Origin of the sequence: Arthrobacter agilis (genome assembly GCF_006494655.1) — a bacterium.
GTDB lineage: Bacteria > Actinomycetota > Actinomycetes > Actinomycetales > Micrococcaceae > Arthrobacter_D > Arthrobacter_D agilis.
Genome location: NZ_VHIM01000006.1, coordinates 33,221 through 47,131, shown reverse-complemented (window position 1 = coordinate 47,131; position 13,911 = coordinate 33,221). Strand labels below are relative to the sequence as shown.

Below are 13,911 nucleotides of genomic sequence, written 5' to 3'. Positions count from 1 at the left end.
AGGGCGAGGCAGGCGTGAGGCAAGGAGTAGGGCAGGGCTCGGACTGGGGTCAGGCCATGGCGATGAAGGAGTCCATGAACGCGGTGAAATCGGTCTGGTCCTCCTCCTGCGCCAGGCGGAGGGGCGAGCCGGGACCGATGTCCAGGACGGGGGCCGCCGCCACGCCGAAGCGGAAGATCCGCCCCGTACTCGTGCCCACCTCGTAGACGCCGTCGTCCCACAGCACGGCGTGCGCCAGATTGGTCATGTTGACCTCCACGGGAACTCCCGCGCCCGTGATCGCGGTCAGGTCGACCGGCGCGATCATGAGCTCCATGGGTTTCCAGCGATACCCGAGCACGAGGGCCCTGCCGCTCGCCGTGCCGATGGATGCAGGACGACGCCCCGCATCGCGATCGGTTCCCGGAGCCGCCTGGGCGCCGACGACGAGGTTGTAGTCGCCGTAGTTGGGGATCTGTCCGTCGAAGACGCGGCGCAGGGCGTTCTTCAGCCCCTGACCGCCGTCGAGCGGTGCGCTGGTCTCGTGGGGTTCGTCGGGGGTCATATCACGCCGTTGCGGTAGGAAACTCTCGGACGGGTCCCTGACGGGACGGCTTGCGGGGTGCTCGACCGGCGGGCCGGTGGAGTCGCCCGCGATCCCCACACTGTACCCGAGCGGCAGGGGCCGGACGAGGGACCGCGCGGCCCGGCGACGCGGTGCATCGGCGCCCTGCGAGGGGGTGGAGCGGGGGCGGCGAGGGGGTGTAACAGGAGGGTCACATGGCGAAACCTGCCCGCAACACGGGCCTAGACTTCCCTCATGAGCGTGGAAACAACCCCAGACATCAAGCCCAGAAGCCGCGTCGTCACGGACGGCATCCATGCAGCGCCGGCGCGCGGAATGTTCCGAGCGGTCGGCATGGGGGACGACGATTTCGCCAAGCCGCAGATCGGCGTCGCCAGTTCGTGGAACGAGATCACCCCCTGCAACCTCTCGCTCAACAGACTCGCCCAGGGTGCGAAGGAGGGGGTGCACGCCGGCGGCGGCTTCCCCATGCAGTTCGGCACCATCTCCGTCTCCGACGGCATCTCGATGGGCCACCAGGGCATGCACTTCTCCCTCGTCTCCCGCGAGGTCATCGCCGACTCGGTGGAGACCGTGATGGAGGCCGAGCGGATCGACGGTTCGGTCCTGCTCGCCGGCTGTGACAAGTCGCTCCCCGGCATGCTGATGGCCGCCGCGCGCCTCGATCTCGCCTCCGTCTTCCTCTATGCCGGGACCATCATGCCCGGCTTCGCGAAGCTGGAGGACGGTACGGAGAAGGAGGTCACCCTGATCGACGCCTTCGAGGCCGTCGGGGCGTGCGCTGCGGGCAAGATGAGCCTCAAGGACCTCGACAGCATCGAACGCGCCATCTGCCCGGGCGAGGGCGCCTGCGGCGGGATGTACACCGCCAACACCATGGCGTGCATCGGTGAAGCACTCGGCATGTCCCTGCCCGGCTCGGCGGCACCGCCGTCGGCGGACCGGCGACGCGACATGTTCGCCCGCAAGTCCGGCGAAGCGGTGGTCAACCTGCTGCGCCTCGGCATCACGGCCCGCGACATCATGACCAAGAAGGCCTTCGAGAACGCCATCGCCGTGACCATGGCGTTCGGTGGTTCCACCAACGCCGTCCTGCACCTCCTGGCGATCGCCCGCGAGGCGGAGGTCGAGCTGACCCTCGACGACTTCACCCGCATCGGCGACCGCATCCCGCACCTCGGCGACCTCAAGCCCTTCGGCCGCTACGTCATGTTCGATGTCGACAAGGTGGGCGGCGTGCCGGTCATCATGAAGGCGCTGCTCGACGCCGGGCTCATCCACGGCGACTGCCTGACCGTCACGGGCAAGACCGTCGCGGAGAATCTCGCGGAGATCGACCCACCGGATCTCGACGGCAAGATCCTGCGCGCGCTGGACAACCCGCTGCACAAGACCGGCGGCATCACCATCCTGCACGGTTCGCTCGCACCCGAGGGCGCCGTCGTGAAGAGCGCCGGATTCGACGCCGACGTCTTCGAGGGCACCGCGCGGGTCTTCGAACGCGAGCAGGGTGCGCTCGACGCCCTCGACGCGGGGGCCATCCACGCCGGAGACGTCGTCGTGATCCGCTACGAGGGGCCCAAGGGCGGACCGGGCATGCGCGAGATGCTGGCCATCACCGGGGCGATCAAGGGCGCCGGGCTGGGCAAGGATGTCCTGCTGCTCACCGACGGCCGGTTCTCGGGCGGTACCACGGGCCTGTGCATCGGCCACGTCGCGCCGGAGGCCGTCGACGGCGGTCCCATCGCCTTCGTGCAGGACGGCGACCGCATCCGCGTCGACATCGCGGCGAAGAGCTTCGACCTCCTCGTCGACGAGGCGGAGCTCGAGCAGCGGAAGATTGGCTGGGCGCCCCTGCCCGCCCGCTACACCAAGGGCGTGCTCGGCAAGTACGCCAAACTCGTGCACTCCGCGTCCACGGGTGCCTACTGCGGCTGAGCGCCCACACGCCGTTGCCGCCCGCCGGCCGGAAGGACCGCAGTCCTTCCGGCCGCCGTCGGCCGGTCGTGTTAATGTCCACTAACTGGACTACTTGTCCACGATGCGAGACGGCAGAGGGTCCGGTTGACACTCTTTCGCGGAGGCGTGGAGACTACTCATATGCAGCCCGAACCCGTAGTCGTCGTCCTTATACAGCGCGTGGCCTGAAGCCCGTCCACCAGACGACTGCAGTCACGCGCAACCCCTCGCAGAGCCCACCAGGCTGAGGGGTTTTTTTGTTGACATGACCTGTCGGCGAAGAAGCCCGCGGAGGCCGTCCGCAGTCATAGCCGCACCCGTGCAGCAAACGTTCCGAAGGAAGTCCGAGATGTCCAAGGGATCGCCCATCAGCCCAGCGCTGCTGGCAGCAAGGCCAGCACCTCCCGCAGCACCTGCGCGTGAGACCGCGCCCGTCCCGGTGAGCGCCGTTCGCGGCCCCAACGCCGTGGTCGCGCCCACCCAGATGCTCGGATCCGCCGCGATCGTCCGGTCCCTCGAGGAACTCGGTGTCGACGACGTCTTCGGCCTGCCGGGTGGGGCGATCCTGCCCACGTACGATCCCCTCCTCGCCTCCACGAAGCTTCGGCACATCCTGGTGCGGCACGAGCAGGGTGCCGGACACGCCGCCCAGGGCTACGCCATGGTGACGGGCCGTCCCGGAGTCTGCATCGCCACCTCCGGTCCGGGCGCCACCAACCTCGTCACGGCCATCGCCGACGCGCACATGGACTCCGTGCCGATGGTCGCGATCACGGGACAGGTGTCCAGTGCCTTCATCGGGTCGGACGCGTTCCAGGAGGCGGACATCGTCGGCATCACCATGCCGATCACCAAGCACTCGTACCTCGTCACCGACGCGCAGGACATCCCGCGCGTCCTCGCCGAGGCCTTCCACATCGCGACCACGGGCCGCCCGGGCCCCGTCCTGGTGGACGTCGCCAAGGATGCGCAGCAGTCCACCATGACGTTCTCCTGGCCGCCGAAGGTGGACATCCCCGGCTACCGTCCCGTCGTGCGGGGCCACTCCAAGCAGGTCCGCGAGGCAGCCCGGCTCATCGGCGCGTCCCAGCGCCCGGTGTTCTACGTCGGTGGCGGCGTGGTCAAGGGCCACGCATCGGCCGAGCTGAAGGAACTGGCCGAACTGGTCGGTGCCCCGGTGGTGACCACGCTGATGGCGCGCGGGGTCTTCCCCGACTCCCACGACCAGCACGTCGGGATGCCCGGCATGCACGGTTCGGTCTCCGCCGTGACCGCCCTGCAGCAGGCGGACCTCCTGATCACCCTCGGCGCACGCTTCGACGACCGCGTGACCGGTGTCCTCTCGAGCTTCGCCCCGAACGCCAAGGTGATCCACGCGGACATCGACCCCGCCGAGATATCCAAGAACCGCACCGCCGACGTCCCGATCGTCGGATCCGTCAAGGAGATCATCCCTGAACTGACCTCCGCGGTCCGCGAGAACTTCGAGACCCAGGACCGCCCCGACATCTCCGCCTGGTGGAGGACCATCAACCACCTGCGGGAGACCTACCCGGTCGGGTTCACGCAGCCCGACGACGGTCTCTCCGCGCCGCAGCAGGTCATCAAGCGCATCGGCGAGCTGACCGGACCCGAGGGCGTCTTCGTCTCGGGAGTGGGCCAGCACCAGATGTGGGCGGCACAGTTCATCCAGTACGAGCGCCCGCACGCCTGGCTCAATTCGGGCGGCCTCGGCACCATGGGCTACTCCGTCCCGGCAGCCATGGGTGCGAAGGTGGGCAATCCCGACCGCGTGGTCTGGGCCATCGACGGCGACGGCTGCTTCCAGATGACCAACCAGGAACTCGCGACCTGCGTGATCAACAACATCCCCATCAAGGTCGCGGTCATCAACAACTCCTCGCTCGGCATGGTGCGGCAGTGGCAGACCCTGTTCTACGAGGGCCGCTACTCCAACACGGACCTGAACACGGGGCACGACACCGTCCGCGTCCCGGACTTCGTCAAGCTCGCGGATGCGTACGGGTGCGTGGGCCTGCGCTGCGAGCGCGACGAGGACATCGACGCCACCATCCAGCAAGCACTCGCGATCAACGACCGGCCCGTCGTCGTCGACTTCGTGGTCAGCCGTGATTCGATGGTCTGGCCGATGGTCCCGTCGGGAGTCAGCAACGACCTCATCCAGATCGCCCGCAACATGACCCCGACCTGGGAGCAGGAGGACTGACCATGGCACGGCACACACTCTCCGTCCTTGTCGAGGACGTACCCGGCGTCCTGACCCGCGTCGCCAGCCTGTTCGCACGGCGCGCGTTCAACATCAACTCGCTTGCGGTCGGACCGACCGAAGTCGCGGGCATGTCCCGCATCACCGTTGTGGTGGAGGCCGAGGGCGATCTCCTCGAGCAGGTCACCAAGCAGCTCAACAAGCTCATCAACGTGATCAAGATCGTCGAGCTGACCAGCGAGCAGTCGGTTCAGCGCGACCACGTCCTGATCAAGGTCAGGGCCGACGCCTCGACCCGCCTGCAGGTGACCCAGGCCGCGGACCTCTTCCGCGCCTCGGTCGTCGACGTCGCCATCGACTCCCTGATCATCGAGGCCACCGGCACGCCCGAGAAGCTCTCGGCCCTCCTGTCGGTGCTCGAACCCTTCGGCATCCGCGAGATCGTCCAGTCGGGCACGCTCGCGATCGGCCGGGGGGCGAAGTCGATGAGCGACCGCGCCCTGCGCAGCGCCTGACCCCTCCCGAACTTTTCCGTACCACTCCACCCAATCCAAGGAGAAATACCCGTGACCGAGTTGTTCTATGACGACGATGCCGACCTTTCGATCATCCAGGGCCGCACCGTGGCCGTCATCGGCTACGGCAGCCAGGGCCACGCCCACGCGCTGAGCCTGCGTGACTCCGGCGTCGATGTGCGGGTCGGACTGAAGGAAGGTTCGGCGTCGCGCGCCAAGGCCGAGGCCGAAGGGCTCCGTGTCCTCTCGGTCGCGGACGCCACCGCGGAGGCGGACCTCATCATGGTGCTGACCCCCGACCAGGTGCAGCGCCATGTGTACAAGGACGACATCGCCCCCAACCTGCAGGCGGGCGACGCCCTGTTCTTCGGACACGGCTTCAACATCCGCTACGGCTACATCCAGCCGCCGTCCGACGTCGACGTCGCCCTCGTGGCGCCGAAGGGTCCCGGCCACATCGTGCGCCGCGAGTTCGAGGCCGGGCGCGGTGTGCCCGACCTCATCGCCGTCGAGCAGGACGCCTCGGGCACGGCACGCGATCTTGCGCTCTCCTACGCGAAGGCCATCGGCGGCACCCGGGCGGGCGTCATCGAGACCACCTTCACCGAGGAGACCGAGACCGACCTGTTCGGTGAGCAGGCGGTGCTGTGCGGCGGTGCGTCGCAGCTCATCCAGTACGGCTTCGAGACCCTCACCGAGGCCGGCTACAAGCCGGAGGTCGCGTACTTCGAGGTGCTGCACGAGCTCAAGCTGATCGTCGACCTCATGGTCGAGGGCGGTATCGCCAAGCAGCGCTGGAGTGTCTCCGACACCGCCGAGTACGGCGACTACGTCTCCGGGCCGCGCGTCATCACTCCCGAGGTGAAGGAGAACATGAAGGCCGTCCTCGCGGACATCCAGAACGGTGCCTTCGCCCAGCGCTTCATCGACGACCAGGACGCGGGAGCACCCGAGTTCACCGAGCTGCGCAAGAAGGGTGAGGACCACCCCATCGAGAGCACGGGCCGCGAACTCCGCAAGCTCTTCTCCTGGATCAAGACGAACGACGACTACACCGAGGGCTCCGTCGCGCGCTAGCGCAGCACCCTCTCCGGCAGGGCACGTGTTCGACGCTCATCGACGAGCAGGTGCCCTGCCGGACCCATGTCCCGGCCCGGTCCGTCCGGTGCCGGCCCCCACGCGATGACCGTCCCCGTTCGATCCGCCTGCCACCCGTGAAGGAACACCGTGACCCCGAAGCCCGTCGTCCTCCTCGCCGAGGAACTCTCACCCGCCACCGTCGAGGCTCTCGGCCCCGACTTCGAGATCCGCAGCACCGACGGCGCGGACCGCGCGCAGCTGCTGGGCGCACTGGCCGACGTCGACGCCGTCCTCGTGCGGTCGGCGACGCAGATGGACGCCGAGGCCATCGCCGCCGCCCCGAAGCTCAAGGTCATCGCGCGCGCCGGGGTGGGCCTGGACAATGTGGACATCAAGGCCGCCACGCAGGCGGGCGTCATGGTGGTCAATGCGCCGACGTCGAACATCATCTCCGCCGCGGAACTGACGGTGGGCCACATCCTGAGCCTCGCCCGGAACATCCCCCAGGCGAGCGCAGCCCTGAAGGCGGGGGAGTGGAAGCGCTCCAGGTACTCGGGCTCGGAGCTGTTCGAGAAGAACATCGGCATCATCGGCCTCGGTCGCATCGGCGCCCTGGTCGCAGCACGCCTGCAGGGGTTCGGCACGCAGATCCTCGCCTACGACCCGTACGTGACCTCGGCCCGCGCGGCCCAGCTGAACGTCCGGCTGGTGACGCTCGACGAGCTGCTGCGCGAGTCGGACTTCGTCACGATCCACATGCCGAAGACCCCGGAGACCATCGGCATGCTCGGCGCCGACGCGTTCGCCCTCATGAAGGACTCCGCCTACGTGGTCAACGTGGCGCGCGGCGGCCTCATCGACGAGGCGGCGCTGCACACCGCCCTCGAGCAGGGCCAGATCGCCGGCGCCGGCGTGGACGTGTTCGTCCAGGAGCCGAGCACGGACCTGCCGTTCTTCGCGCACGATTCCGTGGTGGTGACTCCCCACCTCGGCGCCTCGACGGACGAGGCCCAGGAGAAGGCCGGCATCTCGGTGGCCAGATCCGTCCGGCTGGCCCTCGCGGGCGAGCTGGTGCCCGACGCCGTCAACGTGGCCGGCGGTGTGATCGACCCGGCGGTCCGCCCCGGGATCCCGCTCATGGAGAAGCTCGGCCGGATCTTCACCGCCCTCACCCACGACTCGCTCACGCAGATCGACATCGAGGTGGCCGGCGAGATCGCGTCCCTCGACGTGAAGGCCCTCGAGCTCGCCGCCCTGAAGGGCGTGTTCACCGACGTGGTCTCCGAACAGGTCTCCTACGTCAACGCACCCGTCCTCGCGGAGCAGCGCGGCGTCACCTCGCGCCTCATCACCACACCCGAGTCCGAGGAGTACCGCAACGTGCTCCGACTCCGCGGGGCGCTCTCCGACGGTTCCCGGATCTCCGTCGCAGGGACCCTGACCGGCCCGAAGCAGGTGGAGAAGCTCGTCGGGGTGAACGGCTACGATCTCGAGATCCCCATCAGCGAGCACCTCCTCGTCCTGCTCTACACCGACCGGCCGGGGGTCATCGGCACGCTCGGGCGGCTGCTCGGCGAGCGGAACATCAACATCGCCGGCATGCAGGTGGCACGCAACACGGAGGGCGGCCAGGCACTGTCCCTCCTCACGGTGGACAGCGCCGTGCCCCAGGAGGTGCTCGATGCCATCCGCGCCGAGATCGGTGCCACGGTGGCGCGCGAGGTCGATCTCCAGGACTGACCCGGCGGGTACTGCCCGGATACAGCGCTCTCTCGGTAAGGACATCGATGCCAACACACCACCTCCCCGCGGAGCAGGCCACCGCCACGCAGGTGCTCTCGCGCGCGACGCCTCCCGTGCTGCGGATCGAGCCCGGAGACCGCGTGGTCGTCGAGTCCCTCGACGCGTGGGGTCACCTCGAACGGCAGGCGTCACCGGGAGCGGTGACCCCCTACCGGTTCCCTGACCGTCGCGGCCACGCCCTCACCGGGCCCATCGAGATCGCCGGCACCGTGCCGGGCGACGTGCTGGCGCTCCGGTTCGAAGCGTTCGAGACCGCCGGGTGGGGCTGGACGGCGGCCGGACGGCTCGACGACGCGTTCGCACACAGCCTCGGCCTGGCAGGGACCGATCCCGCCTGGCTCCTGTGGGAGCTCGACCGGGACACGATGACGGGGACCAACCAGTACGGACAGTCCGTCCGCCTGGACCCGTTCCTCGGCGTCGTCGGCCTGCCCCCGGCCGAGCCCGGCGAACACTCGACCACGCCGCCCCGCGCCGCCGGTGGCGGGAACATCGACTGCCGTGAGCTCACCGCGGGGTCCACGCTGTTCCTGCCGGTCACGGTTCCGGGCGCTCTCCTGCACCTCGGGGACGGCCATGCCGCGCAGGGCGACGGGGAAGTGGGCGGCACCGCGATCGAGTGCGGCATGACGACGACCCTGACGGTCGACGTCGTCCGTGACGCTCCACTGACCGGCATCCACGCGCTCACCCCGTCGGCGCGGATCACGTTCGGCTTCGACGCGGACCTGAACCGGGCGACGGCGGAAGCCCTCGGCGCCATGCTGACGTGGCTGCAGCGGCTGTACGGGCTGGAGCGGAAGACCGCGCTCGCCCTGGCGAGCTCCGTCGTCGACCTCCGGGTCACGCAGATCGCCAACCGCACGTGGGGTGCGCATGCAGTCCTCGGCCTCGACGCCGTCGGCCGGGCGTAGCGCGGGCGCTTGGGCAAATCCGTACCGGGCGGGGTAATTTCATAGGGTGACTCCCGCAGCCGGCGCCAAGCCCTCGTTCTACATCACCACCGCCATCTCCTACCCCAACGGGGTGCCGCACATCGGGCACGCCTACGAGACGATCGCGGTCGACGCCCTGGCCCGCTTCAAACGGCTGGACGGGTTCGACGTCAGGTACCTGACCGGGACGGACGAGCACGGACTGAAGATGCAGCAGGCTGCGGACCGCGAGGGTATCCCCGTCCGCGAGCTCGCCACCCGCAACGCGCTGGCATTCCGTGAGATGAACGACGTCGTCGGCACCTCCTACGACCGCTTCATCCGGACCACGGACGAGGACCACTACGCGGCCGCCACCGACATCTGGAAGCGCATGGAGGCCAACGGGGACATCTACCTCGACACGTACGCCGGCTGGTACTCCGTCCGCGACGAGGCCTTCTGGGCCGAGGACGACACCGAGCTCCGTGACGACGGCGTGCGCTACTCGAAGGAGACCGACACCGAGGTCACCTGGACGGAGGAGGAGAGCTACTTCTTCCGCCTGTCCGCCTACCAGCAGCGGCTCCTGGACCTCTACGAGGAGCAGCCGGAGTTCGGTGCGCCGCAGTCGAGGTTCAACGAGGTCATCTCCTTCGTGCGCCGCGGCCTCGAGGACCTGTCCATCAGCCGCACCACGTTCGACTGGGGTGTCCCGGTCCCGGGGAACGACCGCCACGTCATGTACGTGTGGGTGGACGCCCTCACCAACTACCTGACCGGTGTGGGCTTCCCCGACACCGAGTCCGAGTCCTTCCGGAAGTTCTGGCCCGCGGACGTCCACGTGATCGGCAAGGACATCTCGCGCTTCCACGCCATCTACTGGCCGGCCTTCCTCATGTCCGCGGGCCTCGAACTGCCGAAGCGCGTGATGATCCACGGGTTCCTGCACAACCGCGGCGTCAAGATGTCCAAGTCCCTCGGCAACACGGTGGCCCCCCGCGACTGGGTGGACCAGTACGGGCTCGACCAGGTGCGCTTCTTCCTGCTGCGGGAGGTGCCCTTCGGCGCCGACGGCTCGTACAGCCACGAAGCCGTCGTCGGACGCATGAACTCCGACCTCGCCAACAACTTCGGCAACCTCGCCCAGCGGTCGCTGTCGATGGTGGCCAAGAACTGCGCGGGCGTCGTCCCGGAACCGGGAGAGCTCGCGCCGGCGGACACTGCGATCCTCGACCAGGCCCACGGCCTGCTCGATGCGAGCCGCTCCGCCTACGACCGTCAGGAGTTCTCCCGGGCCCTCGAGGCGGTCTGGACGGTGCTCGGTGACACGAACGCCTACTTCGCGGACCAGCAGCCCTGGGTTCTCCGCAAGACCGACCCGGAGCGCATGAACACGGTGCTCTACGTGACCCTCGAAGTGCTTCGGGTCGTCGCGATCCTCGCGCAGCCCGTCATGCCCACCAGTGCAGGGCAGATCCTCACCGCGCTGGGCCAGGGGACCGACGCCGGCGACGATCTGCGCCTGTTCGCAGCGCTCGACGAGCGGATCGTCCCGGGAACGGTCCTGCCGGCCCCGTCACCGGTCTTCCCGAAGTACGAGGAGCCCGCGGGGCAGTAGGGCAGGGCGGCCCGCACACCGGTCACTGATGGAGGAAGCGGTCGGGCGCCGTCTCCGTCATCACGCGGGCCACGACGTCCTGCTGCCGCCTCGATGTCTCGAGCAGGCGCTCGAGCTCCGCCGGGTCGAGGAGGGCGTCTCCCGAAGGGGCAGGCGTCCGTGCTGCCAGGGCGACCAGGGTGGACCAGAGCGCCTCCTTGCCCTTGAGCAGGGACTGCAGGGATTCCAGCTCCAACTGCGAGCCGGCGCTGGCCTTGCGCCGCAGGGGGTTGAGCGGGTTCACCTCGGCCAGCACGGAGAGCGCCCGGGCGAGGGCCATCTTGAGCGGCCCCGGTCGGTGACCCAGCGAGATGATGAGGCCCTTGAGGAAGGCCCGCTCCTCCAAGATCTCGGTGCGGAGGCGGCCGAAATCCTCCTCGTAGGGCGTGTCCGCCCACGACCTGCCCGCCGCCTCGAACAGCCGCACTCCGTTCGTGGCGCCGACCAGATGGAGATCGAGATAGGGCAGGAGGGTCTCCAGGTCGAGGTGGTGAACGGGAATGCCGTTCCGGGCCGGGGTCATCTGCGGGTCCTTCCGATAGGGGCCCTTCAGCTTATGGCAGCCTGATCGAGCAGCGGTAGCGTGATGACGACCGTGGTCCCGAGGCCCAGGCTCGAGTCGATCCTGATACTGCCCCGGTGGTCCTCCAGCGTGTTCCTGGCGATGGACAGGCCCACCCCGGCACCCGGGAGAGCCTGCGGGGCGTTGGCAGCCCGGTGGAAGGAGTCGAAGAGCCTCGGGAGGTCGTCCGGCGGGATCCCGATGCCCGTGTCGCTCACCGTGATGACCACCCGATCGTCCTCGGGCCCGCCGGCCACGCGCACCGACACGGTGCCGTCCTCGCGCGTGAACGTGAGCGCGTTGGAGAGCACGCCGGCGAGGGCGTCGGAGAGTTGCTCGCGGTCGCCGGAAACGGTGATGGGTCGGTCCGGAAGAACGCAGTCGAGCAGGATCCCGCCGGCGGAGGCCTGCAGTACCGAGCGGCTGGTCAGCTCCGAGACGAGGTGCACGATGTCGACGGGCTCGTGCGCGGGGAGATCGTCCTCGCGCGAGGACAGCGCCGAGATGTTCTCGATCAGCCGGCTCAGTTTCGCGGTGTTGCGCTCCACGGCGTGCAGCATGGTGCTCGCCTCGGGCGGAAGCTCCCCGCCCACTCCGTCGATGATCATCTCGAGGTAACCGGTGATGGAGGCGAGCGGAGTGCGGAGCTCGTGATTGACGGTGCCCACGAAGTCGCTCTTCGCCTTGTTGAGGGCGTGCAGCTTGCGCACCGCCTGTTGCTGGGTCGAGATGAGCTTCGCCTGGATCAGTCCGTGGGCGAGGTTGCCGAGCACATGCTGGGTCAGCGCGCTCTTGACGCCGCTCCACGCGAGGTCCGTATCCTCCGCGACGATCCAGAGCAGGCCAAACGGGCCAGCCCCTTCACCGAGGGCCGCCACCGCTCCGCTGACCCGGACGGTCCTGTCCGAGGGGAGCCGGATCCAGGCGGGCACGGGTGCGGCGCCGGACCGGCTCGCGGGAGCAGCGTCCGAATCGAAGGTCGCCGCGGCAGTCTCCTCCCACAGCGAGCGCGCGACGGCGAACGCCGCGTCGTCGTCCGTGCTCGGCGTGGAGTAGCTCGCTACCCGGGCCTCCCCGGCGGTCCAGCTGCTTCCCTGCGCGGCGATGCGCTCGTCGTCGAACAACTGCAGGGCTACATGGTGTGCACCCAGGGCCCGGCCCACGGCGGGGAGGGCGTCCCCGACCATCACGGTGGGATCGTTGGTGGCGCGGATGCCCGCCGAAATCCGTCGCATGTCCTCACGCAGGCGGGCGGACGCGGCGCGCTGCGACTGGCGGCGGCGCCGCCGGGTGACCGCCGCACGGACCCGGTGCACCAGCTCGGCGGCGGTGAGTGGCCTGAAGACGATGTCCGAGACGTAGGGCAGGAGACCCTCGGGCAGCTGTCCCACCCCCGCATCGGGCAGGAGCAGGATGACGGGCAGGCCGGCGAGCTGCCGGTGCTGCGCGATGATTTCCGGCAGGGACTCCGCATGGGTCAGGGCGATCTCGAGGTCGACGACGAGGATGTCCGGCTGGAAGGACAGCACCTCGACGAGCAGGTCGTCTCCCGCTGCGGTGATCGTGCCGGTCAGGCCACCGCTCCTCAGCATTTGCTGCACCTCGGCGGCCTCGGACGCGGAAGCGGAGGCGACGACGGCGGCGGCAGTGCCGCGACGTCCGCGCGTTTCGTCCTGCGTCACGCTGTCCTCCGACCGCTGCTGGGAATGTTCCCAATATAGGTGGCGCGGGAGGGTGAGGCGGTCATGCAGCAGTCGCGGGTGCCAGTGCGGCGCGGGCGATTCCCGCGCCGCGCGCGGGTCACGGCCGGACGATGCCCGTCTCGTAGGCGATCACGACGGCCTGCACCCGGTCGCGCGCCTCCAGTTTCGCGAGGATGTGGCCCACGTGCGTCTTGACGGTCGCCTCGGAGAGGAACAGCCCCGCAGCGATCTCCGGATTGGACAGTCCCTGGGCGATCAGCCCGAACACCTCGCGTTCGCGTGCGGTCAGGCGGCCGACGGCGTCCGCGTGGGCGGACTGGGTGGGGGAGGGCTCACGGAGCAGGGGCGCCACGTGATCGAGGAGCCGGCGCGTGGTGGACGGCGCGATGACGGCGTCGCCGCGGTGGACCGTCCGGATCGCGTCGAGCAGTTCCTCGGGCGGGGCATCCTTCAGGAGGAAGCCACTGGCCCCCGCGTGGATGGCCGCGAGCGCGTACTCGTCCAGGTCGAAGGTCGTGAGGACCACGATGCGGGGTCCGTCGCTGTCGGTCGCGGAGCCGTGGCCGGCGAGGATGCGGCGGGTCGCCTCGATCCCGTCCATGCCCGGCATGCGCACGTCCATCATGACGACGTCGGCGCGCGTGGCGGCGAGGGCCCGCACGGCGTCGGCGCCGTTGGCGGACTCGCTCACCACCTCGAGGTCGGGTTGCGAGTTGATTAGCATGGCGAAACCACTGCGCACCAGGTGCTGGTCGTCGACGATCGCGACGCGGATCGGGGCGTGGCCGGCGGTCGTCCCGGAGCCTTCCGGGTACCCCGGCGCGGCTCGCCGGGACGCCGGCGCCGCTGGTCGTCCCGTCCGGGCGCCCTCGACACTCGTCGTGTTGTCCATGCTGTATTTCTCCTCGTTCCGCACCGGTCCT

The 13,911-nt window shown here is 69.2% G+C and carries 11 protein-coding genes; 7 read left to right on the top strand and 4 right to left on the bottom strand.

Going from position 1 to position 13,911, the window contains the following annotated elements; translation table 11 throughout:
• Positions 1 to 49: 49 nt before the first annotated feature.
• On the bottom strand, positions 50 to 544 hold the full coding sequence (locus FJV46_RS10375; RefSeq protein WP_087027507.1) for a hypothetical protein: 495 nt from the start codon (positions 542 to 544) through the stop codon (positions 50 to 52).
• 255 nt (positions 545 to 799) lie between these two features.
• On the opposite strand from FJV46_RS10375, the gene ilvD reads away from it, so the two are divergent.
• From ilvD to metG, 7 genes are all read left to right on the top strand, one after another.
• Positions 800 to 2,503, top strand: coding sequence for a dihydroxy-acid dehydratase (ilvD, locus tag FJV46_RS10370; RefSeq protein WP_087027508.1), 1,704 nt, complete (start codon positions 800 to 802; stop codon positions 2,501 to 2,503).
• A gap of 370 nt (positions 2,504 to 2,873) precedes the next feature.
• Positions 2,874 to 4,751, top strand: a complete 1,878-nt coding sequence (locus FJV46_RS10365) for an acetolactate synthase large subunit (RefSeq protein WP_087027509.1) — start codon at positions 2,874 to 2,876, stop codon at positions 4,749 to 4,751.
• A 2-nt stretch (positions 4,752 to 4,753) separates the two neighbouring features.
• Positions 4,754 to 5,266 (top strand): acetolactate synthase small subunit, encoded by a 513-nt coding sequence (ilvN, locus tag FJV46_RS10360; RefSeq protein ID WP_087027511.1) that lies wholly within the window; start codon positions 4,754 to 4,756, stop codon positions 5,264 to 5,266.
• Between the two features lie 51 nt (positions 5,267 to 5,317).
• A complete protein-coding gene (gene ilvC / locus FJV46_RS10355; protein WP_087027513.1) occupies positions 5,318 to 6,343 on the top strand; it encodes a ketol-acid reductoisomerase in 1,026 nt (341 codons plus the stop codon).
• A gap of 150 nt (positions 6,344 to 6,493) precedes the next feature.
• Positions 6,494 to 8,086, top strand: a complete 1,593-nt coding sequence (gene serA / locus FJV46_RS10350) for a phosphoglycerate dehydrogenase (protein WP_087027514.1) — start codon at positions 6,494 to 6,496, stop codon at positions 8,084 to 8,086.
• Positions 8,087 to 8,133: 47 nt separating this feature from the next.
• The gene (locus FJV46_RS10345) at positions 8,134 to 9,063 is read left to right on the top strand and encodes an acetamidase/formamidase family protein (RefSeq protein ID WP_087027516.1); all 930 of its coding nucleotides are present in this window, start codon (positions 8,134 to 8,136) and stop codon (positions 9,061 to 9,063) included.
• 46 nt (positions 9,064 to 9,109) lie between these two features.
• Positions 9,110 to 10,684, top strand: a complete 1,575-nt coding sequence (metG, locus tag FJV46_RS10340) for a methionine--tRNA ligase (protein ID WP_087027518.1) — start codon at positions 9,110 to 9,112, stop codon at positions 10,682 to 10,684.
• A gap of 22 nt (positions 10,685 to 10,706) precedes the next feature.
• Here the strand turns inward: metG and FJV46_RS10335 are convergent, their stop codons facing one another.
• The 3 genes from FJV46_RS10335 to FJV46_RS10325 form a co-directional block, all read right to left on the bottom strand.
• On the bottom strand, positions 10,707 to 11,246 hold the full coding sequence (locus tag FJV46_RS10335) for a hypothetical protein (RefSeq protein ID WP_087027520.1): 540 nt from the start codon (positions 11,244 to 11,246) through the stop codon (positions 10,707 to 10,709).
• Between the two features lie 26 nt (positions 11,247 to 11,272).
• Positions 11,273 to 12,967, bottom strand: coding sequence for a sensor histidine kinase (locus FJV46_RS10330; protein ID WP_087027522.1), 1,695 nt, complete (start codon positions 12,965 to 12,967; stop codon positions 11,273 to 11,275).
• Positions 12,968 to 13,085: 118 nt separating this feature from the next.
• Positions 13,086 to 13,880 carry a response regulator gene (locus FJV46_RS10325; RefSeq protein ID WP_087027606.1) on the bottom strand — a complete coding sequence of 265 codons (795 nt, stop codon included), beginning with the start codon at positions 13,878 to 13,880 and terminating at the stop codon, positions 13,086 to 13,088.
• Positions 13,881 to 13,911: the final 31 nt, after the last annotated feature.